Below are 26,755 nucleotides of genomic sequence, written 5' to 3' on the forward strand. Positions count from 1 at the left end.
TCACATCCTGAGCTGATAAGTTATTTTCCTAATAAAAATGTTTCGTACACATTCCAAATCCCATTGTCTAATTGATAAAGTAAGTGGAACCGGTCTATCGTTTCGGTATGCTCAATTTTTTGCAAACGCAGCTGACTGAATACATCTGCATGTTCACTGTTCGATAAGCTTTGACCAATGGTAATATGGGGAACAAATGCGTATTCAGGAGGATTACCGAAAGAGCCGGAATTTAATTCTTTAAATAATCCTTCCAGTTCCGCAGTTGGTTCGACCTTTAAATAAATGACGTTGTTTACAGGATGAAAAGAGCTAATTTTATTTGTTCTTAATTCAAACGGTTCATGTCTTTTTGCAATCTCTTCCAATTTTGCGGAAATTTCTACTAATTGTTCTTCGTTTGTTTCAAATGCAGCTTTTAGTGTCAAATGGGGCGGAATAAGTGAATATTTTGAGTCATATCGTTTTCGATATGAGTTAGCAAAATCCTGCAATTTTTTAGACGGAAAGATGACAATTCCAACTTGCATTAAGAATAACCTCCTTTAATTTGGTTCCTTCATGTCATTCTTTTATTATAACAAATATGAATCAGTTAGAGAAATAATTATTTGACTATAAAAAATATTGGGTAATACAAAGATTATAAAGGGAAAAGTTCAGTAAGTCCACGTTTTAAATCTTTTTGCCAATATTTCCAAGTGTGATTGCCCTCAATTTCTTCATAAAAATAGTCAACCGGCTTTTTCTTTAATTTTTTTGCAAGTTCTCTGTTAGGAGCGAGAAAATCTGCCGTATTCCCGTCTGTCATATCGACCTCTGTTTCCCGGTTGCCGATGACATGATATATTTTTAACCGGTTCCAATCCTTAAAATTGTCGACTTCTTCATAAACATATTCGTCAATATATGGTGAATGAAGCATTACTTTTCCAAATATATTCGGGTATTTTAGCGCTGTTAGTAACGATATCGTTGCCGCCAACGAATCCCCTGCCAATGCACGGGATGAGGCTGTTTCAGCAACAGGAAATTGCTTTTCAATAAATGGAACGAGTTCATTGGCTAAAAATTGCCGATAATTTGCCGAAAGTTTGCCTTCCGGGTGATATTTAACCTTGCGATCCGGTACGTTCTTATAAGGGATACCGAAAAATAAAATCGGTTCAATTTCACCGTTTTCAATCAAATCATCTAATACTCGGGCAATTCGCCCCAATTGAAAATAATCTTTTCCGTCTTGGGCAATACAAAATGGATATGTATATAATGGTGTATATTGCGGCGGCAAATAAACCAGAACTTGGGTTTCCTCCGCTAATTCGTTACTGAAGAATGTTAAGTCCTGAACAGTACCTTTTGTCATAAAAAATCCCCCATACTTTGTTTTTTCAAAATCTATATTAGCATAAGTTTATTTTAATAGTGATGAATATGACTTCAGGGGAACCATGATAGTCATGTATACTTTTCTCTGTATATTTTAAGGAAACATTGGTAAAATCAAATAATCTGGAAATGATAACAATTGAAAGTTGGATAGAAGGAAGGAATTTTGACGATGGGACATTTACAGGCTGGTACAGTTGTTACTCTAGAAGTGGTCAGAAATACGGATTTTGGGCATTTCCTTAGCGATGGGTCAAATGATGTATTACTTCATAAAAATGAGCAAAACGGTGACATACAAATTGGTCAAAAAGTGGAAGTGTTTTTATTTCAAGATAAACAAGGACGCTTGACTGCGACAATGTCTTTACCTGAAGTTCGGGTTGGCACCTATGGCTGGTGTAAAGTTGTTGAAGTGAAAAACGATTTAGGTGTGTTCATCGATATTGGAACAAGTAAAGATATTTTAATCCATAGAGATGATTTACCAAAGCTCAAGGAAGTTTGGCCGCAAATCGGGGGCAGTTTGTATTGTACATTAAAAACAGATAAACGCGGTCGTCTTCTGGGAAAATTAGCGACGGAAAATGTAATGGAAGAATTATTCGTAAAAGCGGATCGTAATGTATTAAACAAAAATGTAACGGGCATTGTTTATCGCACTTTACATAGCGGTACTTTTATTATCACTGAAGAAGGTTATCGCGGTTTTATCCATGAAAGTCAACGAGATAAGGAACCGCGGGTGGGGGATCGTGTGACAGGGCGGATTATTGATGTCAAAGTGGATGGAACAGTCAATGTCTCTTTATTAAAGCGAGGATATGAAACATTGGACGATGATGCTGAGAAAATTTATACTTATTTGCAAAGTCGCGGCGGAAGTATGCCATATTCGGATAAAAGTGCCCCTGAAGATATTGAAAAACGTTTTTCCATGAGTAAGGCTTCCTTTAAACGAGCACTTGGAAGACTATTAAAGGCAGGAAGAGTGTATCAAGAAGAGGGCTGGACGTATGTAAAGAAAGACTAAATAGGGGAAGATTCCGGTATTTAGAAGAAAGTGAACGAATTTCAATTATATTAAGATATATAAAAATTCACAGCAAAGATGCAAGTTCGGCATAAGGTTTATGTATAATTTTTCAAAGACCACCACGTCTAAAATTTGACGTGGCGGTTATCCTTTAGCTAATAGGAAAGTATAAATTTTTCAATTTCTACTTTCCTAACGCATAAGTGCTCTTGCGGCTCTGCTCTCGCCTAAAGGCTCGGCAATCGCCGAGTTTTCTTTACAGAATAAGAAAGTATAAAAATACAAGTAAATAACTTGGGATTAGTTTTATTGTCTAGCTCCAAGCGCCAGCGACTGAGAAACTAGCTCCCCTTTAATGTGCTCCTGCGCCATAGCCTATTCGAGGAAGCGGATGTTCAGCTCGTCGCAAAGCTTCATGAAGTATATCAAGGAAGATTACTCATGAAGTTCACTCTAGGAGTAGCTTCACTACGATAAGTCAACATCGGCTCGTCCCTCGCCGTGTTTCCTTTTCCTCGAAAAAGCTAATCGCTTTTTCTTCGTGCGATGTCTATTCGAGGAAGCAAATCTGTTCTCATTGCGGGGCGCTCCAGTTTGTACGTCGCTTAGCGGGCGCTCTGCGCTTTTCTTATTCAGCAGCAGCTGTTAATACCGGTACAACTTGTTTTTTCCTGGAAACAACACCTTCTAATAGGGCAGTATTATTTTCTAATATCACATTATATGCCTTTTCAACGAGCGCTGTATTCGTACCGAGGGCAAGAGCCGTTGAATTACTGTTTAAAATATCTGTGATCACAAACAAAAATAAATCAAGTCCTTTTTCATCGATAACCGATTGAATGGCAGCTTCCACTTCATCTTGTCTTGCCAAAACATCTTGCGGATCAACCGTATTAACCTGTGCAATAATCACTTTGTTTTCGCCAATATTAAATGGTTTAGCATCAAGGGAAATTAACTGTTCAGCTGTCTTTGAAGAAACATCTGCTCCGGCTTTTAACATTGCCATTCCGTATGTTTCCAACTCTACATTAGCAATTTCAGCAAGTTCTTTTGCTGCTTGTATATCTTCTTCAGTGCATGTCGGTGATTTAAAAAGCAAAGAATCAGATATGATTGCGGAAAGCATAAGACCGGCAATATCTTTCGGAATGACAACATTGTTTTCTTTGTAAAGTTTTTTAATAATCGTTGCTGTACATCCGACCGGTTCAGCACGGTAGTATAATGGATCAGCCGTTTCAAAATTGGCGATCCGATGATGGTCAATAACTTCTAAAACTTTAACGCCTTCAATATCGTCTGCGCTTTGACCTCGTTCATTATGGTCAACTAAAATTACTTTATCCGTTTCTTCGGTCACTTTTTGGACAAGGCGGGGCGTATCAACTTTGAAATAGTCAAGCGCATATTGGGTCTCGCTGTTTACTTCACCAAGACGAACCGCTTCTGCATCATATCCCAATTCTTTTTTTAACTCCGCATAAGCGATTGCCGAACAAATTGTGTCTGTATCTGGATTTTTATGTCCGAATACGAGTATCTTTTCCATTTGTGCCTCAACTCCACTTCCAAAATTTCTATTCATTTTAACACTAATATGGTACTCCAAATGAAAAAAATTAACAATATTTTCAATGAAATTATTGGAAAATCATACGTTTATGCAAAAATTATTATTTTATAATACTCAAGACTCAAGAATTATTCGACATACTTCTTCAAATTTCTTGCAAATTATGATATACTTTTATGGTCTGAAATAAGAAGAAAAATAGTAAGATTTAATTAATTCGTTATATGAAAAAAACAATAATTTATTTAAAAGATAAAATATTCCTGGAATATTTTTTTAGAATATGATATAACAAGACTAATAAAATTTTTCTAGTATAATTTTACCTTTATTTTCTGAAAATTCACTATTAAAGGGAGAATAGTACAATCAGGAGGCGCAAAATGGAGAAAGAAAAAGTGTCATTTTCAGAGTATTTAGTGATTGGAGTCATGTTATTTGCACTGTTTTTTGGAGCGGGTAATTTAATATTCCCGGCACATCTTGGCCAATTGGCAGGGGAAAACCTTTGGCCGTCGATTTTTGGATTTTTGATCACGGGTGTTGGATTACCGCTGTTAGGAATTATTGCCATTGGATATTCCGGAACGAATAATTTACAGGAGTTGTCCAGCCGTGTACACCCTATATACGGTGTTTTATTTACCAGTTTGTTGTATTTAACGATTGGGCCGTTTTTTGCAATTCCGAGAACGGCGACGGTTCCGTTTGAAGTGAGTATCTTACCGTTAATGGGAGACGTAAATCCAAAGATTAGCTTATTCATATTTTCATTCCTATTTTTTGCATTGACCCTTTGGTTATCATTAAATCCAAGTAAAATCGTTGACCGGGTTGGAAAGTTATTATCACCGGCCTTAATCATACTGTTAATTGTTTTAATTGTTCTTTCGGTAATTAACCCGATTGGATCAACGGGCAGGGCACAAGGTGAATATTTATCAAGTCCGTTTGCAAAAGGTTTTGTAGAAGGCTATAACACGATGGATGCCTTAGCTTCTTTAGTATTTGCAATCATTGTTATCAACGCGATTAAGGCATTAGGTCTTAAATCAAACAAAGGAATTTTGCTGGCAACTTTCAAATCAGGTGTTATTTCAGCGCTTTTCCTCGGAATTATTTATATTGGGATTGCGTACATGGGCTCAATCACTGTTCAAACGTTTGGTTTGTTTGATACAGGCGGACCGGTGTTAAGCAATGTTGCTTCATATTATTTAGGTAATTTTGGTTTAATCGTGTTGGCAATGATTATGATTCTTGCCTGCTTAACAACAAGCATTGGTCTGATAACTTCCTGTGCAGAATATTTCAATACGCTTTTACCTAATGTAAGTTATACAGTGCTGGCAATTATTTTTTCCGTTGTCTCATTTGTTATCGCCAACTTTGGGCTGGCTAACATTATTGCATTCTCGGTTCCGGTATTAATGTTTCTCTATCCATTGACAATTGTGCTTATGTTACTAACATTTGTTTCACCATTGTTCGAGCATTCGCAAATTGTATATGCAGGAACAATCGGTGTTACGTTCTTAATAAGTATTGTTGATGGATTGAAAGCACTATGTGATTCGTTAAAAATAGATTATTTCGGCTGGTTGTCATCAATCATATCTTTTTATAATGATTTTCTGCCTTTATATAGTCAAGGTTTAGGCTGGTTGGTTCCGGCCGTCATTGCCATCGTGTTAACAACAGTAATCAGTAAATTTTTTGTAAGGGAAGGAAAAACAATTATTCAGTAGAATGAAAGATGCATATAATGTATTTGGGCTGTCTCTAAGATTGGGGACAGTTCTCTTCTTTTGGATTAGAAAACAACTTGGTGGATCAAAAGCCCCTTTACGCAAAAAAAAGTGACTATTTGGTACCCCACCAAATAGTCACTGATTGATAACCGACAAATTAGACGTAGGCGGGTATCCCTCTCCCACCAATCTTTGCCGTTTGACTCGAATTTGGAGAGGGATCCTTGACTTACGTAAAAAATCGCCGTTTACCGAGTTTTTATATGAATATTTTTTCTGTTTTCTTTTGCAAGCGCTTGATAGATTCCCAAGCCCAAGAAAATCATTGTTAAAACAAACATGATTAAAGCAGTTCCATAAGACCCTGACATACTCACAACCCAATAAAGAAGCATAAAAATAAGTGATACGACAAATGATAAATTCATATATAAAAACCCCTTTCCGACCGTTAAAATGAAAATTATTAAACGCTTTGTCAAATTTGTTACATTTTATTGTCTATATTTTAAAACTCCGGTGAAAAAAAGTAAAGAAATATGATTGCGATTTCATTATTTTTATATAACCAATTGTCGTTGATTTACAATTGTAGAAAATCTATATTTTTTTGGAAAAACGAAAGGCAAAAGAGGGAGTACATCATGAAAAAATTTTTCCTTGGCTTCATAATTCCTGTTTTTGTGTTAATGATTTTCGGGTTCAATATGTGGACTGATTTTTTTCAGACCAACAAAATAATCCCGCCGGACCAAGTGAAAGGAATGAAAGCGGAAAATATGGATGATACTTATTTAAATTATTTTCAATCAGTCCTGGAAACGAAGGGAAAATTAAAGATTGCAGTAATGGGTAGCAGTGTAACAAAAGGAACCGGTTCCTCATCACCAAAAATGAGTTGGCCATCCAGGCTTAAAACTTTTTTACAAGAAAGGAATGAATTAAAATACCGGGACATTCAGCTTGTCAATTACGGATTTTCCGGATTTAAGGCAGAAGATTTATTGAAAGAAGGAAAAGCTGATCAACTGATTTTGGAAAAGCCGGACTTTATTATTCTGGAAACATGTATCATTAATAACTATCGACAATCATCAACCTTATTTGAAACAATAAAATACATTGATGATTTAGTCAATAAAATAAAGAAAGAACTTCCCGGTGCAAAAATCCTAATTATTTCACCAAATCCGATCCTTTCTCCTAATAAAAACCAAGTCGGCTTAACGTTTGAGGATTACCAAATGCAAACCACGGCCTATTTCCAACAAGAAGGATTAAACTATATGAATATTTACGACGAAATGAATAAATTGCTCTCCCAAAATAACCATAAACTTCAAGATTATTTGGCTGACGAAATTCACCCGAATGATCAAGGATATCAAGTTTGGTTTGAAATTTTACTCAAACATTTATTTTGAGATAATTTTTAGAAGATGTTCAAATAATCCGGTAAAAAGCAAATTTTCTATTCTTTCTTGGATAAGAAAACGTATGCGCTGGAGCCTCGGTACCTGAACTATTCAGTTTTTTTTATCTCACTTTTACATATTTATTTTCTTCCATAAAAATGTGTATTAAGATAGGGTTAGATTTTTTTATGGGAGGAACAAGTTATGTTACGTATTCGTGAAGCTGAAGTAGAAGATTTACCGGACATGTTAGCTATTTATAATTATGCGATTAAAAATTGGACGGCGACTTTTGATCTTGAAGAACAAACGCTACATCAGAGAAGAAAATGGTTTAATCAGCACGGTGATAAATATCCTCTCATTGTTGCCGAAGTAGATGGAACAGTAGCAGGTTACTGCAGCCTCAGTCCATTTAAAGATAAAAAAGCATATGAAAAAACTGTAGAGATATCGATTTATCTTTCCGAAGCATATCACGGGTTTGGTATCGGCAAAAAACTAATGGAAGAGATTATCTCCGAGGCAAAACAATTAAACTACCATACGATAATTGCCGTGATTACCGGTGGGAATAAAGCAAGCGTAAAACTCCATGAAAAATTCGGATTTGAATTTGCCGGATGTTTGAAAGAAGTAGGGTATAAATTCGGGGAATGGTTGGATGTTTGCTACTATCAGTTACGCCTGTAGAAGCCGCCATCGTGTACACATAATTTATTCCTAAAATTTCTTATTAGTTTAAACTCAGTTCCTTGTTCGAACTCTATACTTTCTATTATGTTCATACCTTTGAAAGGAATCGGGCAAACTGATAATAAATTCGAACTGGGGGCTGTATAACATATGAAGATTGAAGGAATGATCATATCCGGGGAATTCGATAAGAATGCGCAGGAATTTACGATCCAAAAAATTAAAAATTGGTATACCGAGACAGTAGTAAAAGAAGAGCAAGTTGAAAAATTATATGCTTATTTAATACGAAATAAGGAAGCAGAGGAGCAAATACTCACTCTTTACGATCAATTATTGGTCCGACTAACAAAAGATGAAATGAGCCTATTGCTATCCGATTTAGAAAATGTAGTTTCTCTTTATCAGTAGTATCAAAGGCTGCCGATTAACGGAATAACTTTTCGAAAATGCGTCGGGACTAGAAAGAATTAATAAAATTTATAAACCCGTTTACTGATAACTGCGAAAATGCGTCTGTGTCTGCCCCATTGGCAACTTTTTCCAGGGGTTCAAACTAACTTCAGGAAAAAGCCAGACGCATTTTTTCTTCATGCAGTGTGATTTTTACTATTAATGAATATGTTTTAAAGAAAAAGCTTCACACATCTTCTTCGTTCTGTGTTTAGTAATGGAGGAAATCAAAGTCCTCCCGACGCCACGCTTAAGCGACAGGACGTGGATGGGCATACGTTTCAACAGGGCACCCTTAGCCGGCCGGTTTATATGTCAAAATGTGCGGCACATATGTTTTTCCTATTTTGCGAACAATTTATTTTCATTCGGTAAAAGTGCTGCCAAAACCGCACCGATTAACGGTAATAAAGAAAGTATCGTAAAGACGGTCGATACGTCTAATAAATCCGAAATACTGCCTAAGAATACAGAACCGATTCCCCCTGCACCAACACCGAAACCAATTGATAATCCGGATGCCAGTGCAATATTTTTCGGTAATAATAATTGCATATAAACAACACTGATAGAAAAAGAAGAAAGTACAGTAAAGCCGAATAAAAGCAACACGATTACGGAGAGAAAACCACTGGTATGTGGGAAAAGTAACGCGAATGGTGTTGCCAAAAACATGGAACCGACCATGAGCCGTTTCATCCCAATTCGATCCGATAGCAAACCGCCAATAAATGTTCCAAGGGCCCCTGCTCCGACAAAAATAAAATTCAATAGTTCTGATTGCTCCAAAGTTAAGTTGCTTAAATAAAAAGGTAAAAAGATAACGACTCCAACCTGACACCATGACCGTAATAAAATGACCGTGACTAATAAAATAGTGCCGGGCAAATGATTTTCTCCCGGTAGTTCCTTCTTCTTAAACTGAAAATCTTTCACTTTCCCGTTAAGCCAGTTTAACAATGGAACGGTCAACACCAGGGATAACAAAGCAAGAGGTAAAAGCCAGATCAGACCATCAATTCCGGTATGAACGAGAAATAACGGAATCATTAACGGTCCAAAAGCTTGCCCTCCATTTCCGCCAACCTGAAAAATTGCCTGAGCCAACCCTTTCTTTGTACCTGATGCAAAATGAGTCCCTCTTGAAGCTTCCGGATGAAATACACCTGAACCGAATCCTGAAATCGCAACAAAAATTAATAACCAAATTAAATTCGGTGCAATTGCAGTTAGTGCCAACCCTGATATCGAGAGAAATAAACCGACAGCAAAAAACCATACCCGTGGCTTTCGATCAGTTAACACACCGAAAATGGGCTGTGTAATGGAAGAAGTTAAATAGGAAATTAGTACAATTAATGTTGATTGCGTATAGTTAAGATTGAATGCGTCTTTATACATAACTACAAGTGCCGGTACCATACCGGTCGTGACTAAGTCATTTAAAAAATGTGCCCCGCTAAACGTGTATAGTGCCCGCCGATAAAAACTACCTTCACCAACAATTGGGGCATTTTCAATCTTTGCTTGCATAAAATCGCCTGCTTTCAGTTACTAAAAAAAGGATATATTTCGTATTTTAACATAAAAGTGATGTGAGTCGGTTAAGAATTTTTTGCATTTATAGTTAAGAGGAATTCGACTAATGTTTTTTCGACATTTATAAACTTTTGCTAAAAATATAGATGGTTTTCAATCGTCAAATGAAATAGTACAGCCAAATACAGACAAATTGGCAACATATTCAACATATTTATCTTTTGTTTGACAAAATTTCAACAGCATTTGTGAGAAACTGTCGAACAATTTTTAAAGGGTTTCCGTTCATATTGTCAAATTTATTTATATACATGTAAAAATTGTTTGATTTTGCGAAAATTCACCGGTAGAAGATTTATTGGAAAAGGGGAGAGTAAGTTGTACTGGAGAATAAGTGACTTTACAGAAGAGATTAAACAAGCTGTCGGGGACGAAAAATTGAATCGAAAAACGGTGGATATTTGGTTTAAAAAATTGGAAGAGGAAAGAATCCATTATGTCAATCGAACAGAAGATACAAATGAAAAGGTATATAATGAGCTTGATTTACGAATCGGCATTTTTATAAAAAAGAAGCGAAATGAAAATTGGTCACTAAATGCTATTTTTAATGAGATTGCCGATCAGTTGGAAGTTCGACCATTTCCCGTTGAACATCTCGAACCAGCTAAAAATGAATTACCGGTCCCGTCAATTGCTAATATGTTGCAGCATTTGAATCTGAATCGCTTTAAAGAGGAACTACTTGTTGAGATTCGAGGTGCTATAGAAGAAGTTGCCGCCGGTCAGTTGCTTGAGTTGAAAAACCAAGTTGAATCAATCGCCCAGCGGATATCAGCACCGGATAAAACAGAAGATGAGAGAGAAAGAAGATTTCAAGATATGATCGTAAAAAGGCGAGTCGAGTACCAACTGGAAAAAGAGGCACTTCTGCTTTGGACAGCGAAACCGGTGGAAGAACGTTTCAAAAAGGTTGGATTGCTACGGAAAGAGGAAGACATTACAAAAAGAGATCTATTTGTTAAAGATTTTATTAATCGCCATTTTGCTGAACGCTTAAAGAAAGAAATTATTTTTGAAGAAAATGCTAAACAAGAAGAGTTACCGGTTTAAACATTTTATAAGTCAGGGAGGGATGGTGGCTTGGGTAATGTTACAATAATTTCCCGTCCCTGTCTGAGGAATTTTTATTTTTATTTACCGGGTGATAGTAATGAAGAAAAGCATCTAGATTTTGCAATTCTTTTTCCAACTGTCTTGCTTTTTTTACGGTTTTTTTAAATTTTCTTAAATCTTGTTTTCTCAATTTGGGACATTCCGGGTTTGTTTTCATCCAATCAAAATATTCACCGATGTATAGATCGGCCGGTTGATGACATCTTGGACAAATGTAGGGTGTTGAATAGGTTAAATCGATCAATGATTGTAATTCTTCTTGATATTTTCGATGTAATTTTCCGCAGGATGTACATTGATATAATGTATTTAAATCGTCTAGTTCTATTTGTTTCGTATTAGTTTTCTTCATTATGGTATAAGTACTCATTAAAATAATAAAAATGACAATGAAAACGAGAGGCCACATAAGATCATCTCCGTGTAATACCATTTTCGTGGATAATGACGGGGCAAGTATAAAGAGAATGCCCCATATTCAATGAAACGAGAGAGGTGTTACTTAAATTCATTGTAAACGATCTTTCAGCCAAACTTGGATATCTTCAAAATTTTCCTGGGTTACCCAATGACCTGCTTGATAGGATTTGAAAGTAACAATTGCTCCACGTTCTTGTAAAAACTCTTTACTTGCAACTCCCCATGAAAACGGCAATACTGGATCATCCTCGCCGTGGGAAATGAACAAGTTAAGATGTGCTAGTTCAGTATTTTTATACTCCGCTTTAATAAATGCAGGAATATATCCGCTTAAGGCAAGAACTCCTTTTATTTTTCCCAAATGTATTATGGCATAAGTCATTGATAAAATGGCCCCTTGGCTAAACCCCATTAAAAATAAGTTATTTTCATCAATCGGATAAGTCTTCGTTGCAAACAAAATAAAGTCATCGACCATTTTTATCGTTTGTTTAAAACTATTCTCATTTGGTTGACCGAGGTCTTCCATAGTAAAAAAAGCGTAACCCGGTGGTTGTACAATGGGTCCACGGAGACTGAAAATAAACATTTTTTCATTGAATGCCTGTACGAGTGGCGGTAAGTCAAGTTCGTTGCTACCCATACCGTGGAGAAGAAAAATAGTCGGGTACTTTTTGTCTGTTTCTATCGTCTTCGGTTTCATTAAGTTAAAATAAAGTGGTGCTTGCAAAATCTTTCACTCCCTCTCAACAGGTTTATTTATTTTCTATCATAGCAATAATAATGAGAAAGATAAAATTATTTTACCCCCGCACTAACGGTCACTAAATTTCCCCTTAAGCTTGGGAAAATAAAAGAAGCAAAGGTTGCCTATAAGCTTAGGTGATTCAAAGATGATAAACGGGAAGATAAGTGCCCGATTGGTTCAACTAACTACCGGTGGGGATAAGGAATCCCACTGGTTGTAGTTTCACTGCACCCCGCATGAATACCAAATCAAGGGCTCAAAGCTGTACTATTGACAAAAAGAATAATGGAGAAGTAAGATGTTTACTGCAGGAAACTTTTTAAGCCAAGGCCATGCTTATTGTTTGAATAATTTCACATATTTCAAATGCTTTAAAGCTTTTTTTAGCTAAATGAACGTTATGTAATCAGAAGCAAAAACGGAATATAAAGTAAAAGAAACAAATTTATAAACAAAAATAGACAAGCTTGACATAAGGGGAAAAACGAGATTATGGTAAATTTATTTCAAAATTTGAGTCCGATTGGACAAACTTTTTTAGCAACATTATTTACTTGGGGAATGACTGCTCTCGGCGCCGCCCTTGTTTTTGCAACAAGAGGAATGAGGCAAAAATTGTTGGACGGTATGTTAGGTTTTGCCGGTGGAGTAATGATCGCTGCAAGTTATTGGTCCCTGCTTGGGCCTTCAATAGAAATGTCGGCAAATCTCGGAATTCCCGCTTGGTTTCCGGCTGCCAGCGGATTTCTAATAGGCGGAGTTTTTTTATGGGGAATTGATAAGTTATTACCACATCTCCATCCAAATACACCACTTAGTCAGGCGGAGGGTTATCATCCAAAGGGAAGAAAAAGAAGTACGTTGCTCGTGCTGGCAATCACCTTGCATAATATTCCGGAAGGGCTCGCTGTCGGGATTGCCTTTGGTGCGGTGGCTAACGGAACAAGTGATGCAACGTTGGCCGGGGCGATCGCTCTTGCTCTTGGAATCGGAATCCAAAATTTTCCTGAAGGTGTAGCTGTCTCACTTCCGTTAAGAGGGGAAGGAATGACAAAAATGAGAAGCTTCCTTTACGGACAATTTTCCGGTATGGTTGAGCCGATTGCCGCAATTATTGGTTGTATCGCAGTGACCTTCGTTGAGCCGCTATTGCCATATGCATTAAGTTTTGCCGCCGGTGCGATGATTTTTGTGGTAGCCGAAGAGGTAATACCCGGTTCACAGGAAAAGGGAAATAAGGATTTGGCTGCGATGAGTTTAATGGTAGGATTTGTTATCATGATGATTTTAGATGTTGCACTTGGATAGTGGACTGTTTTTTAGACAAAAAAATCGAGTATGAATCTTGATTGGAAAACGGGATTTAAGGATAGACCCGCTTTTTCAAACAGAAAATTTTATATTTTCCAAGACTTTTAAAGGAATATTCACTTTGAATTGGAAAGTGTTGCACGGACAGGTTAACACAGCCAAAATTCCCAACATATTACCAACGCAGTTCCATAATGAGTTGGCAGCAATTAAATTGATTATTGGAATTATCAAAAGTAATTTGAATCGATGTTGGAGTAAAATGGACATGAAAATGAATATTTATACCGGTTGAACGGATTAGCTCTTCAACTCTTTGTTGATTGGACAATTGGGCAGAGTTCATTAGTTCATAAGCATATTGGTGATCTTCTACAACTTTATTTACAAATAGCTTGGCTTGCTCCATTAATTTTTGAAATTGCCGGGCAGATGTTTCAAATTTTCCAATGTTAACCGGTGGAAAAGGGCTTTGCTTCCGGATTTGAGTTGACATATTAGATAATGGAATCCGATAAAAACTCGTTACCAGGCTAAATGGACAAGAATATATTGGAATGTTAACGGGATAGAAATACACAAATGAACCTCCTCAGTTTATTCTGTTACATGTTCTATCCTATGTACATTGGCTTGGCACAGTTAACAACAGAAAAGGGACCATAAGTATATTGAAGGTGCCATAATACACTTAACATAGAAGGAGTTTCGTCACCAAAAACGAGCATTTTTCCGCCTGAAAAAGGTGACGAGAAAGGGTCTCGTCGTCAAAAACGAGCATTTTTCGCCTTAAAATGTTGACGAGAATAGGTCTCGTCGCCAAAAACGAGCATTTTACGCCTCAAAATGGTGACGAGAATAGGTCTCGTCGCCAAAAACGAGCATTTTTCGCCTTAAAATGTTGACGAGAATAGGTCTCGTCGCCAAAAACGAGCATTTTACGCCTCAAAATGTTGACGAGAATAGGTCTCGTCGTCAAAAACAAGCATTTTACGCCTCAAAATGGTGACAAGAATAAGTCTCGTCGTCAAAAACAAACATTTTTCGCTTCAAAATGGTGACGAGAATGGGTCTCGTCGTCAAAAACGAGCATTTTTCGCCTTAAAATGTTGACGAGAATAGGTCTCGTCGCCAAAAACGAGTATTTTTCACCTAAAAATGGTGACGAGAATAGGTCTCGTCGTCAAAAAAGTGGATTTTTCACCTAAAAATGGTGACGAGAATAGGTCTCGTCGTCAAAAACGAGCATTTTTCACCTAAAAATGGTGACGAGAATAGGTCTCGTCGCCAAAAACGAGCATTTTACGCCTTAAAATGTTGACGAGAATAAGTCTCGTCGCCAAAAACAAGCATTTTACGCCTCAAAATGGTGACGAGAATAAGTCTCGTCGTCAAAAAAGTGGATTTTTCGCCTCAAAATGGTGACGAGAATAAGTCTCGTCGTCAAAAAAGTGGATTTTTCACCTCAAAATGGTGACGAGAACGGGTTTCGTCGCCAAAAACGAGCATTTTTCGCCTTAAAATGGGTGACGAGAAGCAAATCGAATGGTAGCTGGCATCCTCTTTCCCGTTATTTTCCTCATATTATCAATAAAAACTACCTTAATTCCAACAATCCCCTCGTAGCAACAAAACAGCCTCTATAAAAAATTTCGTGAAATATAGTACTAAACCGTTATTTGTATGACACGACAATTGTCCATTAAGCCTCAGTTTCCTAAAAAATGTTTTTTAGGTGTGAACCATAATATACCTATGCTATTATTAATTTAAGATTCATAGCTATTGATGAGGAGGAGGTTGACTTGCAGCAGCTTGATAAAAAATTTACCTCTATTGGTCATTACATTACTAAAATATTCCAACACGTTTTGAATTTTTCACTCATAACACTGGGAATCATTTTACTGTTTTTGTTAATAAGAGAATTGGTTGATTTTTGCCGCCTGATTTTTCAAAGTGATGATAATGACTATAAAATATTTTTGGAAAGTATTCTTATCTTTTTCCTGTACTTTGAGTTCATTGCGATGATCGTAAAATACTTTAAAGAAGATTACCATTTTCCGCTTCGATATTTTATTTATATTGGAATCACTGCAATGATACGGCAAATCATTGTCAGCCATGATGAGCCTGTGGCAACTTTATTAAATTCTCTTGTAATTCTCATATTAATTATTTGCAACTTTATTATTAATCTGACTCCGCGTGAGCGACCAGAAAGCAAATGGTACTTTAAAATTAAAGAGTGAGGGGGACGCAATGTCTGAAACCGTAATTAGACCTTCTATTGAAGCAGATTTACCTGAATTAATCGCATTAAACCATCTTATATGGAATGGTACAAACTCACCGGCTACGATTCATTATCCGTCGGTAACGGAATACGCTGAACATTATCCGCCCGGAAGTCAATTTGTTGCTGTAATTGCCAATCGGATGGCAGGTTATATTGGCTACAAAAATCCGACCGGTTTATTGTCCAACAGCCATGTACTGGAAATTGACATCGGTGTGCACCCTGACTTTCAAAGGAGTGGCGTAGGGAAACAGTTAATTGACTATATTTTTAAGTGGGGCAAAGAAAACGGCTATTATAAAGTTTCAATCCGGGTGCTCGAAACAAATACGCAAGCCATTGCTTTTTATAAGGCAAAAGGGTTTATCGAACAAGGCAGATTGATAGACGAATTTTTCATTAACGGTCAATTTGTTGATGATTTGTTAATGTATAAAAAGTTATGAAACTGTCTGACTTTCTTTTTTGTTCAGGAGCTTTGAGATTGATACATATTTTTTAATAAAAATATATGAAAAATTGCCCTTAAAATTGTAGCAAGAAAAACGCTACGTCAAAAATGGAGAAAAAGCTAACGTTAAAAGAATGACGGGGGAATCGGAAAGAAATTTGATAATCAAACAGGAGGGGATTTCAAATGTACCAAGTAAATATTAGCCAAACTGTAAATGAGTTAAAGGAATTGCTGGATGAGGAAAGGGTTAGTCAAAATCCGACCGTTCTTGAACAACATAGTAAAGATGAATCATATCATACGCCAAGCTTACCTGATGTAGTTGTATTTCCAAAAACAAAAGAGGAAGTTGCGGCTATTATGAAGTTGGCCAATCAGTATGAAATTCCGGTCGTTCCCTTTGGTATCGGTTCAAGTTTAGAAGGGCATGTCATTCCTTATGAGGGTGGCATAACGATTGATTTTACCTTAATGAACGAAATTCTTGAAATTCGGGAAAATGATTTACTTGTTAAAGTTCAGCCGGGGGTAACGAGAACCCAACTAAATAAAGCCTTAAAGCAATATGGATTATTTTTTCCTGTTGATCCGGGTGCTGATGCAACTTTAGGAGGGATGGCGGCCACCGGGGCAAGTGGAACGACTTCGGTCAAATATGGAACGATGCGTGACCAAGTTCAAGATTTGGAAGTGGTACTTGCTGACGGAACTATTATCCATACGGGAAGTCTTGCAGTGAAATCTTCATCGGGTTACCATTTGACCGGGCTTTTTGTCGGATCAGAGGGGACGCTTGGATGCTTTACTGAATTAACATTGAAAGTATATGGAATTCCTGAGTACATGATGGCAGCTCGAGCCGTTTTTACGACAGTTGAAGATGCAGTAAATGCGGTTGTTGCCATTAGACAAACCGGAATCCCGGTGGCGAGGGTAGAATTTGTCGATGTCCATTCGATTCGTGCCGTTAATCATTTTGAACAGACAGATTATCCGGAAAAACCGACCTTGTTTTTCGAGTTTCATGGCAATGAAGCCGGTTTGAAAGAAGATGTAAAATTTACGAGAGAGATTTTGGAGGCGTTTCAGTGTCAAGAATTTATTCACGAAACGGATAATGCAAAAAGAAATCAACTGTGGAAAGCCCGTCATCATATGGCCTATGCTTTTATCCATACATATCGAAACAGAAAATTTATGTCCACTGATGTTGCCGTTCCAATTTCTGAATTAGCGGGAGCAATTGGGTTTGGAACAAATGTTTTGCAGGATTCCGGTATTCCGGGCGGGATTGTCGGCCATGTCGGTGATGGCAATTTTCATATTTGTATAATGATTGATGTAAATGATCCCGATGATATTGCCCGGGCAAACAAACTGAATCAAGAAATTGTGACCTATGCCTTATCCCGTGGCGGCACTTGTACAGGGGAACATGGTGTAGGTATCGGCAAGAAAAAATATCAGGAAAAAGAACATGGCGCGGCACTGGCTGTTATGAGGAAAATTAAAGAAGCTCTTGATCCAAAGGGAATATTAAATCCGAAAAAAATATTTTAAAGCATGTTTCCTAGAATGGTCGACTTTTTCTTATGAAAGTCGACCGCTTAAATGTAAGGGGGATTTGACTCATTTATGAAGATAAAAAACTTTCAAGAAATCTATGAACATTTATTTGAACACTACGGTCCGCAACATTGGTGGCCGGCAGATACCGACTTTGAGATGATGATTAGTGCCATTCTTGTTCAAAATACAAACTGGAGGAATGTTGAAAAGGCCCTTGAGCAGCTTAGGCCTTATTTAACACCCCAACAACTTGATGTATTGTCAAAAGAAGAAATAGCTCAATTCATCCGGTCAAGTGGATTTTATAATCGAAAAGCAGAACGAATTAAGTCGTTTCTGTCATGGTTAAAAAACTATCATTTTCATATTGATAGCATCAGGGATAAGGATAAAAAACAATTAAGAGAGGAACTGCTGCAAATATCCGGAATAGGAAAAGAAACAGCGGATTCAATCTTATTGTATGTATTTAATACACCTGTTTTTATTGTAGATGCATACGCAAAGAGAATTTTTTACCGTCTCGGGTACGATTTGCCTGATGACTATGATTCTTTTCGCCAGCTTGTTGAAAAGGAGCTGCCGCAAGATGTGCAATTGTACAATGAATTCCACGCTCTTTTGGTACAGCATGCAAAAACGTATTGCAAATCAAAGCCGATTTGTGACCGGTGTCCATTGTCCGGTCTTTGTAAACGGAGGGTGTAAAATGGTTATGTGAAATAAGAACTGGCTAAATATGTTGAATAAGTTGAATGGAGATTTGTGAACGATAATATAAAAAAGGTTAAATCTGAATGAAAAGCAAAACTGTCAATCGTTTTCTCTCCTAATTTTACCTCCCGTAAAATAAAAACTCCTAATAATTAGGTGCCCAAATCCTAATTATTAGGAGATTTATCTATAAAATAAATGTCCATTAAAGGAATTACTCAGTGTAATTAATAAAGAAAAAATTTTACATTTGTTGGCTTTTTGAACCGATTTTGTTCCGCTTTAAAAAACCTCTTTAATTTATTTCCATGTATTTCCAAATGTATCTTCAAATATAGTTTCTCCTAAAGGTCTACGTCCTTTTGGTTGTTCCTGTTCCTGTAAATTGCTTGGCAAATCTTCCCGCTCTCCTTGATAACCGATGGCAACCAGTGCTTGAATAGCATAGTCATCCGGAATTCCTAGCACTTCTCTTGCCTTCTCAAAATGAAAGCCTGTCATCGGATGGGTAACTAATCCGCATTTTGTAGCTTGTAAGGCAAGAAATCCCCAAGCGGCACCGGTATCGAAAGCATGTGATTTATTTTCGCCTCTTTCACTGTTTTTCTTTGAAAGAATAAGGACTAGTACGGGTGCCTTTTTACACCAAGTTAAATTAAATTCACTAACAAAAGAATAAAACTTTTCGCGAGCCTCTTTTGTCCTGGCTATAATAAAACGCCAAGGTTGTTCATTATATGCTGATGGTGCCCAGCGAGCCGCTTCAAATATGGAAAGTAAAATATTTTCGGGAACTTCTTGTTCGGAAAAGGACCTCGGCGACCAACGATTGATAAACACATCATCAATTTCATGTTCAGGTTTTCTATAATTTTTCGCGTCGTTAATTATCACTTCTGTAAAACCTCCTCGTTATACCATTGACATTATTTTAATATATTTTTAATGATGATACAAAAATAAAAGGAAATTTTTTATACAACAGGAAACCGGGATTGCACATTCCAGGAAAAATAATTGAACGGCGATAAGGGTTTGCCTTAATAACTTTCAAAGAGAATAAAATTGATATTGTATTTATCATTTGTGAACAAAGAGTTAAAAGGATTGATAATCCATTCAGAAATTGTCGATTAATGGCGAAATATTTTGTATATATTTTATTGATGGATGATTCCTACTTTGGTATATTTTATATTGTAAGCGTTATCAACTAGTATCCTACTTTATAAAACTATTAAAGGAGGAATTTTATGAGCCAATTAACCGTTCAATTATTAGAAAAGGTAGAGAAGTTTTTAACAGGAACGAAGAAGATGTACATTAATGGCGAGTTTGTTGAAAGTGCATCAGGGAAAACATTTGAAACTTATAATCCGGCCACTGGAGAGGTATTGGCAACCGTATATGAAGCTGGACCTGAAGATATTGACCGAGCAGTAAAAGCGGCACGGCGAGCCTTTGATGAAGGTCCGTGGTCACGGATGAGTGCTGCAGAGAGAAGTCGTTTAATGTATAAATTAGCGGATTTGATGGAAGCAAACAGCGCAGAATTGGCTCAATTGGAAACACTTGATAATGGGAAACCGATTCGGGAAACTTCGAATGCTGATGTTCCGTTGTCCATAGAACATATGCGATATTATGCCGGATGGTCGACGAAAATTGTCGGGCAAACAATTCCGGTAGCTGGTCCATATTTTAACTATACCCGTCATGAACCGGTCGGGGTTGTCGGGCAAATTATTCCTTGGAATTTTCCGTTACTTATGGCTATGTGGAAATTAGGAGCGGCTCTTGCCACGGGATGTACCGTTGTTTTAAAACCGGCAGAACAAACGCCACTTTCTGCTCTATATTTGGCAGAGCTAATTGAAGAAGCCGGATTTCCTGAAGGTGTTGTCAATATTGTTCCCGGATTTGGAGAAACAGCCGGTGAGCCGCTTGTTGATCATCCGGAAGTCAATAAAATTGCGTTTACCGGTTCAACTGAAGTGGGAAAACTGATTATGGAACGAGCTTCCAAGACATTAAAACGGGTGACCTTGGAATTGGGTGGAAAATCACCAAATATCATTTTACCGGATGCTGATTTGACGAAAGCGATACCGGGTGCATTAATGGGCGTGATGTTTAACCAAGGTCAAGTATGTTGTGCCGGATCTCGTGTATTTATTCAGAAAAAAGATTATGATAATGTTGTCAGTGATATGGTCAGTCATGCGAAAAGCATTCAGCAAGGTTTCGGTTTAAAAGAAGACACGGAAATGGGACCGCTTGTTTCTACTGAACAACAAAATCGTGTCCTTGGCTACATTGAAAAAGGCTTAAATGAAGGTGCAGAACTGCTGACGGGCGGTAAAAATCCGTTTGAACAAGGATATTTTGTGGAACCGACCATTTTCGCCAATGTCAATGATGAAATGACGATTGCGAAAGAAGAAATTTTTGGTCCGGTTATTTCAGCCTTACCTTATGATGATCTCGATGATTTAATTGCCCGGGCAAACAACAGTGATTACGGTTTGGCCGCCGGGGTTTGGACACAGGATGTCGCAAAAGCCCATTACATTGCTAGCAAGTTACGTGCCGGAACTGTATGGGTGAACTGTTACAACATGTTTGATGCCGCCAGTCCGTTTGGTGGTTACAAACAATCCGGGTTTGGTCGTGAAATGGGCTCTTATGCACTGAACAATTATACAGAAGTGAAGAGTGTTTGGGTTTCTATGCAATAAAAAATTTACCACCACTTGAAATTGGGCTCTTTAGTCGCCCTGTCCAAATATAATGAATGCCACCGGTTACGTATAGCCGGTGGTTTTTTTAGTTTTACACTAATTAAAAATTTATTTAAAAATTAATAAAAAACTATTGACATAAAGTTGCAATGAACTTATAATTCAAAACAATAACAAAAACTTTCATTCAATAAAAGCGAAGAAAGGACACAAGTAGTGACTTATCTCCCTGTTTTAAGAGAGCTGATGGTGGGTGCAAATCAGTACACAGATAAGCATGAATTACACTCCTGGAGCTTCTTTTTCTCAAAATTTCCTTTGAGAAAAAGACGGTCGTGCACGGATCGTTATCCAAATGAGTGGTGAGTGTTTTTGCTCACAATTAGGGTGGTACCGCGATACATTCGTCCCTGCTGGTTATTCCAGTAAGGACTTTTTTATTATCATTTGTTTTTGTTAGTAAAGTGAATATGTGAAAAGCAATGAAAGGACATGAGTAATGCTTAATCTCCCTGTTTTAAGAGAACTGATGGCGGGTGGAAATCAGTACACAGATAAGCATGAATTACAATCCCGGAGCTTCTTTTTCCCGGAAAATTTTCAGGGAAATAGACGGTCAACAGATCGTTATTGTCTTAAGTGGTGAATGTTACTATTCACAATGAGGGTGGTACCGCGGTTAAAAAATCGTCCCTGTTGTTCTTGCAACAGGGACTTTTTTGCTAATAGGAAAGTATAAATTTTTCAATTTCTACTTTCCTAACGAATAAGTGCTCTTGCGGCGCTGCTTTCGCCTAAAGGCTCAGCAATCGCCGAGTTTTCTTTATTATAAATCTATTCTTATCTAAAATTCTATCTAGGGGGAGTTTTACCATGAGTGAAAATCAGTTGGCCAAATTACGTGAACAAGTGGATCAAATTAATTTACAAATTCTCGAACTTTTAAATGAGCGTGGAAAAATTGTTCAAGCAATTGGTGAGGAAAAGAAAAAACACGGAACAAATCGTTTTGATCCGGTACGGGAACGGGAATCGCTGGACTTACTTTTAAAAAACTATGACGGACCGTATACGGAAGCAACGATAAAACATCTTTTTAAGCAAATTTTCAAAGCAAGTTTAGAATTACAGGAAATCGATTATGAAAAGACGTTGCTTGTATCCAGAAAAGCTCATCCGGAAAATACGGTTGTCAATATAAACGGGGAAACAGTCGGTGACGGTGTGCAACGCTTTGTTATGGGACCGTGTGCTGTTGAAAGTTATGAGCAAGTTCGGGAAGTTGCTTTAGCGTTAAAAGAACACGGGTTAACCTTGATGAGGGGTGGAGCTTATAAACCAAGAACTTCACCGTATGATTTCCAAGGATTAGGTGTGGAAGGATTAAAGATTTTAAGACAAGTTGCCGATGAATTAGAATTGTCCGTTATTACGGAAATTGTAACCCCGCAAGATGTTGAGTTGGCGTTGGATTATGTCGATGTCATTCAAGTCGGTGCACGCAATATGCAAAACTTTGAACTTTTAAAAACAGTTGGTACTGTGAAAAAACCGGTTTTATTGAAACGGGGGCTTTCAGCAACCATTTCTGAATTCATTAATGCGGCAGAATACATTATGGCTGGCGGAAATGACCAAATCATTTTATGTGAACGCGGCATTCGGACATATGAAAGAGCAACGAGAAATACACTCGATATTTCCGCCGTTCCGATTTTGAAAAAAGAAACCCATTTACCGGTTGCAGTGGATGTGACTCATTCAACCGGCAGAAGAGATTTACTATTACCGACCGCGAAAGCAGCCTTGGCGATTGGTGCGGATTTAGTAATGGCAGAAGTCCATCCGGATCCGGCTGTTGCCTTGTCTGATTCGTTACAACAAATGGATATACCGCAATTCCATGACTTTATGAATGAACTGAACGCATTTAAGGAAAGGCTTGTTTAATGAGATTTAGATTTTGACATAAGAGGTATGCCCAATGTTTCATGGTATGTGTGGGGCGGAAACTTTCCATCAAACCGCCCCATCCGTATCATTGTGCAACATGAAAGCAGGTGTTAAAGTGGATGGTAAAAAAAGGGTACTACTAATTGGAACAGGATTAATTGGCGGATCAATTGCCTTAGCCATTAGGAAGGAAACGGAAGCTGTCGTCATAGGTTATGATATTAATAATGAACAAGCTGAAAAGGCAAAGCAGTTATCTGTCATTGATAAAGTGGCGACTAATTTTCGCAAAGAAGCTGAATGTGCCGAATTAATAATTTTGGCATCACCTGTAGAAGAAACAATAAAAATTATGCGGGAATTGGCAACATACCAATTAAAGGAAAATGTATTGATCACAGACGTGGGAAGTACAAAACGGAATATTATGAATTTGGCCAATGAGTTATGGAACGGAGATATTACGTTTATCGGAGGTCATCCGATGGCAGGTTCCCATAAAACAGGGGTGGAAAGCGCCAAGGCTCATTTATTGGAAAATGCTTTTTACGTTTTAACACCGCAACCATGTACTTCCTATGAAAAAATAGAGGAGTTAAAGGATTTACTTAAAGGAACAAAAGCAAATTTTCTTGTTTTGGATGCAGCTGAACATGATTATATTGTCGGTGTGGTCAGTCATTTTCCTCATATTATTGCTTCAGGGTTAGTTACCCATGTAAAAAAACATGCGAATCGGAATCCTTTTATCAATATTTTAGCAGCGGGAGGATTTCGTGATATAACGAGAATTGCGTCGAGTAGTCCCCGAATGTGGAAAGATATTGTATTACAAAACCGGGATAATTTGTTGGACCTTTTAGATGATTGGATAATGGAAATTAGAAATATTCAAAGTATCATTCAAACAGGAAATGAACATCTGATTGCCGGCTTTTTTGAAGAAGCAAAAATATATCGTGACGCACTGCCGGTTCGGTCCAAAGGCGCCATTCCCGCGTATCACGATTTGTATGTTGACGTGATAGATCAAACGGGTGCCATTGCTCGAATAACCGGATTAATTGCAGAACAAGAAATTGATATTACGAATTTGAATATTATTGAAGCTCGTGAAGGCCTGCTCGGTGTTTTGAGGGTATCGTTTCAAACGGAAGCAGATTTGTCCAATGCTCGTAAAATTCTTGAACAAAATGGTTATAAAACTTATTGAAAAACAAGATAGATTGGTACATGAATAACCGATACCAATCTATCTTTATTTCATTTCATCGAATGAACATCTATCTTTCCTGACAAACTTCCCATTTTATCCGTTCTTCTCGATCCGGATCATGAACGACTTCACAATTCGTATTAAATATCAAAGTAGTTCGGTTTTGCAAGTCATATTTTGGCCAGTTCGGTAAATCGTTCATATTTGGATCTCCGTTTTGCGCAAACGCAATCCAAGCATTATGCATTTTCTTGGAAAGTTCTTGTCGATCAGGAGAATCACCGGTAAAGTTTTCAACGCCATGTTTGCTAATTGTATTCCAAACAAACGGTATTTCTAAAGCATGACAAGATTTTAGTAAACCGTTAAAGGCTTGGCTTTCCCAATCGAATCGGTACATCCAGACCGGGGATCCTAGTTCGGCCTGTATTTCTGCAACATGAATGGCAGGATGGGTAAATGTCATAATCGTCATTAATTTTTCATACAACGATTGTGTCAGTTCTTTACCTTTGATGAATTCTTGGGAGATTTTTGTCCAACGAGTACCGAAAGTTTGTTGGAATCGTTTCTTTATTGCTGCTTGGTCCTCTTTTTTCCATATTGGATCAAAGACTGTGAAGAGGCGATATTCATCTTTATTTGTACCAATAAGCACAGGAATATCTTTTGCGGCACCTTCAGCCAATAGTTCTTTCGGATGTTTCGGTAAAATTTCACCGTCAATGACTGGAATTAAGCTCATCATCGGTAGTTTTACCGATACTTCAATTAACTGTTCTACCGGAATTTCTTCTAATTTTTGAATTTCTGTTTTCTCAAGTCCCAGTTCATGAAGGAGAAATTCGGTATTCTTTGTCGCCTTTTCATACTTAATCACATGACTGGCGGCACCGCTCTGAAGAATTGCTTGATTAAACAACCCCTTTGCTTTTGGACTGGCAAGTAACACACCTACACTCATTGCGCCTGCAGATTCGCCAAAAATCGTAACTTGATCCGGATCGCCGCCAAATGCTGCAATATTTTCCTTGACCCATTTTAAGGCAGCAATCTGATCTAAAATCCCACAGTTACCGGAATTTTGATAACCGTCGCCCCCAAGTTCAGCAAGGTGCAAGAAGCCTAAAATGCCCAACCGATAATTGATGGTAACAACAACAAGATCGCCATTTTTAGCAAAAGATGTACCTTCATATAACGGACTTGAACCGGAACCGGAAATAAAAGCGCCCCCGTGAATCCAAACGAGAACCGGTCGCTTTTTCCCATCAGTGCCGGGTGACCAAATATTAAGAGTTAGACAGTCTTCACTCATATGGGTGGTTTGATTACCGAGAAAACTCATAATTTCTAATGAAGGTTGCCAGGCACTAGGTCCAAATTCGCTACAATCTTTTACGCCATCCCAGCTTTCGGCACTCGTTGGTGGACGAAAGCGGTTGGGACCAATTGGTGGAGCAGCATATGGTATCCCTTTCCATACATATACATCATTTTCTTGTATGCCTTTCACTTTACCGTAAGCGGTTTCAACAATCATTTTTTCCCCTCCAATTAAAAAAATCATCTGTATATATTATTCTATCTTTTTGGACAAATACCTTTTTTATTGGTCATTTTTAAAGCGAAACCGACCACCTAAGTGTCCATTTTTTTAGAAAAACGTATGGTGTCCGTACAATAAAAATCTAATAACAAATTATTGGGGATGTCCACGAAAAAAGACGGAATAACTCGAAATTTCCGGTCATATATATGGGTGATGATGGGAATGGAAGGGAGGATTTTATGTTTACACAGTATAAGTATTGGCAGCCGTACGTTAGTCCGTTTGATCCATGTCCACCGATACGAGTAAAAAGTTACAATACCCCACCGCAATTGTATTTAGGATTTCAACCAAGAGGACTGCCGCAGTTCTCTACAGCAAAAGAAGCATTGTTTCATGGAACACTATGGCCTGCTCTATTCAGTCCGTATCAGGATCCGCAAATAAGGGGGGAAGAAGATGAGTAAGAAGATGCCTCCTGAATATTATCAGATGCTTGAAGAAATTCAAGCGATTGATTTTGTTATCGTTGAATTAAATTTGTATTTGGATACGCACCCGGACGATACCGCAGCGATTAAACAATTTAATGAAGCAACTAAAAGAAGTATGGAATTAAAAGCAGAATTTGAAAAGAAATTTGGCCCGCTCATGCACTTCGGTTACAGTTTCTCAAATTATCCGTTCAATTGGAAAGACACCCCATGGCCATGGCAAGTTTAATATGCTTTCTATACTAAA

Annotated in this window: 27 protein-coding genes and 2 other annotated features; of the genes, 17 read left to right on the forward strand and 10 right to left on the reverse strand. The window is 37.6% G+C overall.

The features are described 5' to 3' along the window. Window positions 1-20 precede the first annotated feature (20 nt). Together NSQ14_RS06320 and NSQ14_RS06325 are read right to left on the reverse strand one after the other, a co-directional pair. A complete protein-coding gene (locus tag NSQ14_RS06320) occupies window positions 21-530 on the reverse strand; it encodes a YjcG family protein (protein ID WP_041846055.1) in 510 nt (169 codons plus the stop codon). A gap of 113 nt (window positions 531-643) precedes the next feature. Further along, the gene (locus tag NSQ14_RS06325) at window positions 644-1,366 is read right to left on the reverse strand and encodes an alpha/beta hydrolase (protein WP_034769209.1); all 723 of its coding nucleotides are present in this window, start codon (window positions 1,364-1,366) and stop codon (window positions 644-646) included. A gap of 195 nt (window positions 1,367-1,561) precedes the next feature. On the opposite strand from NSQ14_RS06325, the gene NSQ14_RS06330 reads away from it, so the two are divergent. Next, window positions 1,562-2,422 carry a CvfB family protein gene (locus NSQ14_RS06330; RefSeq protein WP_041846057.1) on the forward strand — a complete coding sequence of 287 codons (861 nt, stop codon included), beginning with the start codon at window positions 1,562-1,564 and terminating at the stop codon, window positions 2,420-2,422. Between the two features lie 631 nt (window positions 2,423-3,053). Here the strand turns inward: NSQ14_RS06330 and NSQ14_RS06335 are convergent. After that, window positions 3,054-3,980 (reverse strand): manganese-dependent inorganic pyrophosphatase, encoded by a 927-nt coding sequence (locus NSQ14_RS06335; protein WP_342019953.1) that lies wholly within the window; start codon window positions 3,978-3,980, stop codon window positions 3,054-3,056. A gap of 407 nt (window positions 3,981-4,387) precedes the next feature. Here NSQ14_RS06335 and brnQ point away from each other — a divergent pair, with 407 nt between their 5' ends. Continuing rightward, a complete protein-coding gene (gene brnQ / locus NSQ14_RS06340; protein ID WP_346216995.1) occupies window positions 4,388-5,752 on the forward strand; it encodes a branched-chain amino acid transport system II carrier protein in 1,365 nt (454 codons plus the stop codon). 251 nt (window positions 5,753-6,003) lie between these two features. On the opposite strand, the gene NSQ14_RS06345 is transcribed toward brnQ, so the two are convergent. After that, window positions 6,004-6,183, reverse strand: a complete 180-nt coding sequence (locus NSQ14_RS06345) for a hypothetical protein (protein ID WP_034769220.1) — start codon at window positions 6,181-6,183, stop codon at window positions 6,004-6,006. A 216-nt stretch (window positions 6,184-6,399) separates the two neighbouring features. On the opposite strand from NSQ14_RS06345, the gene NSQ14_RS06350 reads away from it, so the two are divergent. From NSQ14_RS06350 to NSQ14_RS06360, 3 genes are all read left to right on the forward strand, one after another. Continuing rightward, complete coding sequence (locus NSQ14_RS06350; RefSeq protein WP_346216996.1) at window positions 6,400-7,179, forward strand: SGNH/GDSL hydrolase family protein; 780 nt, start codon at window positions 6,400-6,402, stop codon at window positions 7,177-7,179. 195 nt (window positions 7,180-7,374) lie between these two features. Further along, on the forward strand, window positions 7,375-7,863 hold the full coding sequence (locus NSQ14_RS06355) for a GNAT family N-acetyltransferase (RefSeq protein ID WP_251241875.1): 489 nt from the start codon (window positions 7,375-7,377) through the stop codon (window positions 7,861-7,863). A gap of 153 nt (window positions 7,864-8,016) precedes the next feature. Further along, on the forward strand, window positions 8,017-8,277 hold the full coding sequence (locus NSQ14_RS06360; protein WP_034769223.1) for a hypothetical protein: 261 nt from the start codon (window positions 8,017-8,019) through the stop codon (window positions 8,275-8,277). Between the two features lie 384 nt (window positions 8,278-8,661). Here NSQ14_RS06360 and NSQ14_RS06365 read toward each other — a convergent pair whose 3' ends face one another. Beyond that, window positions 8,662-9,852, reverse strand: coding sequence for an MFS transporter (locus NSQ14_RS06365; RefSeq protein ID WP_346216997.1), 1,191 nt, complete (start codon window positions 9,850-9,852; stop codon window positions 8,662-8,664). 384 nt (window positions 9,853-10,236) lie between these two features. Here NSQ14_RS06365 and NSQ14_RS06370 point away from each other — a divergent pair, with 384 nt between their 5' ends. After that, window positions 10,237-10,971, forward strand: coding sequence for a hypothetical protein (locus NSQ14_RS06370; RefSeq protein ID WP_034769225.1), 735 nt, complete (start codon window positions 10,237-10,239; stop codon window positions 10,969-10,971). A 40-nt stretch (window positions 10,972-11,011) separates the two neighbouring features. Here the strand turns inward: NSQ14_RS06370 and NSQ14_RS06375 are convergent, their stop codons facing one another. Together NSQ14_RS06375 and NSQ14_RS06380 are read right to left on the reverse strand one after the other, a co-directional pair. Next, a complete protein-coding gene (locus NSQ14_RS06375; RefSeq protein WP_346216998.1) occupies window positions 11,012-11,443 on the reverse strand; it encodes a hypothetical protein in 432 nt (143 codons plus the stop codon). A 99-nt stretch (window positions 11,444-11,542) separates the two neighbouring features. Beyond that, window positions 11,543-12,184, reverse strand: a complete 642-nt coding sequence (locus tag NSQ14_RS06380; protein WP_251241878.1) for an alpha/beta hydrolase — start codon at window positions 12,182-12,184, stop codon at window positions 11,543-11,545. Between the two features lie 510 nt (window positions 12,185-12,694). Between NSQ14_RS06380 and NSQ14_RS06385 the strand changes: the two genes are divergently transcribed. Further along, window positions 12,695-13,510, forward strand: coding sequence for a ZIP family metal transporter (locus tag NSQ14_RS06385; protein ID WP_340499908.1), 816 nt, complete (start codon window positions 12,695-12,697; stop codon window positions 13,508-13,510). A gap of 178 nt (window positions 13,511-13,688) precedes the next feature. Here NSQ14_RS06385 and NSQ14_RS06390 read toward each other — a convergent pair whose 3' ends face one another. Then, the gene (locus tag NSQ14_RS06390) at window positions 13,689-14,093 is read right to left on the reverse strand and encodes a hypothetical protein (protein ID WP_341287570.1); all 405 of its coding nucleotides are present in this window, start codon (window positions 14,091-14,093) and stop codon (window positions 13,689-13,691) included. A gap of 838 nt (window positions 14,094-14,931) precedes the next feature. Here NSQ14_RS06390 and NSQ14_RS06395 point away from each other — a divergent pair. The 5 genes from NSQ14_RS06395 (at window position 14,932) to NSQ14_RS06415 (ending at window position 18,546) form a co-directional block, all read left to right on the forward strand. Beyond that, entirely contained in the window at window positions 14,932-15,159 is a 228-nt protein-coding gene (locus tag NSQ14_RS06395) for a hypothetical protein (RefSeq protein ID WP_346216999.1), read from the forward strand. A 159-nt stretch (window positions 15,160-15,318) separates the two neighbouring features. Further along, a complete protein-coding gene (gene psiE, locus NSQ14_RS06400) occupies window positions 15,319-15,768 on the forward strand; it encodes a phosphate-starvation-inducible protein PsiE (RefSeq protein ID WP_412679847.1) in 450 nt (149 codons plus the stop codon). A gap of 10 nt (window positions 15,769-15,778) precedes the next feature. After that, window positions 15,779-16,261, forward strand: coding sequence for a GNAT family N-acetyltransferase (locus NSQ14_RS06405; RefSeq protein WP_346217000.1), 483 nt, complete (start codon window positions 15,779-15,781; stop codon window positions 16,259-16,261). A 191-nt stretch (window positions 16,262-16,452) separates the two neighbouring features. Beyond that, complete coding sequence (locus tag NSQ14_RS06410) at window positions 16,453-17,829, forward strand: FAD-binding oxidoreductase (RefSeq protein WP_346217001.1); 1,377 nt, start codon at window positions 16,453-16,455, stop codon at window positions 17,827-17,829. A 75-nt stretch (window positions 17,830-17,904) separates the two neighbouring features. Further along, entirely contained in the window at window positions 17,905-18,546 is a 642-nt protein-coding gene (locus NSQ14_RS06415; RefSeq protein WP_043988630.1) for an endonuclease III domain-containing protein, read from the forward strand. Window positions 18,547-18,852: 306 nt separating this feature from the next. On the opposite strand, the gene NSQ14_RS06420 is transcribed toward NSQ14_RS06415, so the two are convergent. Then, a complete protein-coding gene (locus NSQ14_RS06420) occupies window positions 18,853-19,440 on the reverse strand; it encodes a nitroreductase family protein (RefSeq protein WP_034769284.1) in 588 nt (195 codons plus the stop codon). Between the two features lie 365 nt (window positions 19,441-19,805). Between NSQ14_RS06420 and NSQ14_RS06425 the strand changes: the two genes are divergently transcribed. The 3 genes from NSQ14_RS06425 (at window position 19,806) to NSQ14_RS06435 (ending at window position 24,459) form a co-directional block, all read left to right on the forward strand. Continuing rightward, window positions 19,806-21,290, forward strand: coding sequence for an aldehyde dehydrogenase family protein (locus NSQ14_RS06425; RefSeq protein ID WP_034769244.1), 1,485 nt, complete (start codon window positions 19,806-19,808; stop codon window positions 21,288-21,290). A gap of 193 nt (window positions 21,291-21,483) precedes the next feature. Next, window positions 21,484-21,708, forward strand: a binding site (T-box leader). Window positions 21,709-21,766: 58 nt separating this feature from the next. Continuing rightward, window positions 21,767-21,991, forward strand: a binding site (T-box leader). Between the two features lie 175 nt (window positions 21,992-22,166). Continuing rightward, a complete protein-coding gene (locus NSQ14_RS06430) occupies window positions 22,167-23,243 on the forward strand; it encodes a bifunctional 3-deoxy-7-phosphoheptulonate synthase/chorismate mutase (protein ID WP_041903478.1) in 1,077 nt (358 codons plus the stop codon). A gap of 100 nt (window positions 23,244-23,343) precedes the next feature. Further along, window positions 23,344-24,459: a prephenate dehydrogenase gene (locus NSQ14_RS06435; protein WP_041903496.1), complete on the forward strand. Its 1,116-nt coding sequence runs from the start codon at window positions 23,344-23,346 to the stop codon at window positions 24,457-24,459. Between the two features lie 70 nt (window positions 24,460-24,529). Here NSQ14_RS06435 and NSQ14_RS06440 read toward each other — a convergent pair whose 3' ends face one another. Further along, window positions 24,530-26,005 (reverse strand): carboxylesterase/lipase family protein, encoded by a 1,476-nt coding sequence (locus NSQ14_RS06440; RefSeq protein ID WP_346217002.1) that lies wholly within the window; start codon window positions 26,003-26,005, stop codon window positions 24,530-24,532. A gap of 248 nt (window positions 26,006-26,253) precedes the next feature. Here NSQ14_RS06440 and NSQ14_RS06445 point away from each other — a divergent pair, with 248 nt between their 5' ends. Next, window positions 26,254-26,481 carry a spore coat associated protein CotJA gene (locus NSQ14_RS06445; RefSeq protein WP_346217003.1) on the forward strand — a complete coding sequence of 76 codons (228 nt, stop codon included), beginning with the start codon at window positions 26,254-26,256 and terminating at the stop codon, window positions 26,479-26,481. Then, window positions 26,474-26,737 (forward strand): spore coat protein CotJB, encoded by a 264-nt coding sequence (locus tag NSQ14_RS06450; RefSeq protein ID WP_034769253.1) that lies wholly within the window; start codon window positions 26,474-26,476, stop codon window positions 26,735-26,737. Before NSQ14_RS06445 ends, NSQ14_RS06450 begins: the two co-directional genes overlap by 8 nt. Window positions 26,738-26,755: the final 18 nt, after the last annotated feature.

The sequence above is a fragment of the Caldifermentibacillus hisashii genome (assembly GCF_039654145.1).
Lineage (GTDB): Bacteria > Bacillota > Bacilli > Bacillales > Caldibacillaceae > Caldifermentibacillus > Caldifermentibacillus hisashii.

Bases quoted from the DNA above. Each gene is read 5' to 3' on its own strand.
- NSQ14_RS06320 (WP_041846055.1), bottom strand. From the start codon at position 530: ATGCAAGTTGGAATTGTCATCTTTCCGTCTAAAAAATTGCAGGATTTT.
- NSQ14_RS06325 (WP_034769209.1), bottom strand. From the start codon at position 1,366: ATGACAAAAGGTACTGTTCAGGACTTAACATTCTTCAGTAACGAATTA.
- NSQ14_RS06330 (WP_041846057.1), top strand. From the start codon at position 1,562: ATGGGACATTTACAGGCTGGTACAGTTGTTACTCTAGAAGTGGTCAGA.
- NSQ14_RS06335 (WP_342019953.1), bottom strand. From the start codon at position 3,980: ATGGAAAAGATACTCGTATTCGGACATAAAAATCCAGATACAGACACA.
- brnQ (WP_346216995.1), top strand. From the start codon at position 4,388: ATGGAGAAAGAAAAAGTGTCATTTTCAGAGTATTTAGTGATTGGAGTC.
- NSQ14_RS06345 (WP_034769220.1), bottom strand. From the start codon at position 6,183: ATGAATTTATCATTTGTCGTATCACTTATTTTTATGCTTCTTTATTGG.
- NSQ14_RS06350 (WP_346216996.1), top strand. From the start codon at position 6,400: ATGAAAAAATTTTTCCTTGGCTTCATAATTCCTGTTTTTGTGTTAATG.
- NSQ14_RS06355 (WP_251241875.1), top strand. From the start codon at position 7,375: ATGTTACGTATTCGTGAAGCTGAAGTAGAAGATTTACCGGACATGTTA.
- NSQ14_RS06360 (WP_034769223.1), top strand. From the start codon at position 8,017: ATGAAGATTGAAGGAATGATCATATCCGGGGAATTCGATAAGAATGCG.
- NSQ14_RS06365 (WP_346216997.1), bottom strand. From the start codon at position 9,852: ATGCAAGCAAAGATTGAAAATGCCCCAATTGTTGGTGAAGGTAGTTTT.
- NSQ14_RS06375 (WP_346216998.1), bottom strand. From the start codon at position 11,443: ATGTGGCCTCTCGTTTTCATTGTCATTTTTATTATTTTAATGAGTACT.
- NSQ14_RS06385 (WP_340499908.1), top strand. From the start codon at position 12,695: ATGGTAAATTTATTTCAAAATTTGAGTCCGATTGGACAAACTTTTTTA.
- NSQ14_RS06395 (WP_346216999.1), top strand. From the start codon at position 14,932: ATGGTGACGAGAATAAGTCTCGTCGTCAAAAAAGTGGATTTTTCACCT.
- NSQ14_RS06405 (WP_346217000.1), top strand. From the start codon at position 15,779: ATGTCTGAAACCGTAATTAGACCTTCTATTGAAGCAGATTTACCTGAA.
- NSQ14_RS06410 (WP_346217001.1), top strand. From the start codon at position 16,453: ATGTACCAAGTAAATATTAGCCAAACTGTAAATGAGTTAAAGGAATTG.
- NSQ14_RS06415 (WP_043988630.1), top strand. From the start codon at position 17,905: ATGAAGATAAAAAACTTTCAAGAAATCTATGAACATTTATTTGAACAC.
- NSQ14_RS06425 (WP_034769244.1), top strand. From the start codon at position 19,806: ATGAGCCAATTAACCGTTCAATTATTAGAAAAGGTAGAGAAGTTTTTA.
- NSQ14_RS06430 (WP_041903478.1), top strand. From the start codon at position 22,167: ATGAGTGAAAATCAGTTGGCCAAATTACGTGAACAAGTGGATCAAATT.
- NSQ14_RS06435 (WP_041903496.1), top strand. From the start codon at position 23,344: ATGAAAGCAGGTGTTAAAGTGGATGGTAAAAAAAGGGTACTACTAATT.
- NSQ14_RS06440 (WP_346217002.1), bottom strand. From the start codon at position 26,005: ATGATTGTTGAAACCGCTTACGGTAAAGTGAAAGGCATACAAGAAAAT.
- NSQ14_RS06445 (WP_346217003.1), top strand. From the start codon at position 26,254: ATGTTTACACAGTATAAGTATTGGCAGCCGTACGTTAGTCCGTTTGAT.
- NSQ14_RS06450 (WP_034769253.1), top strand. From the start codon at position 26,474: ATGAGTAAGAAGATGCCTCCTGAATATTATCAGATGCTTGAAGAAATT.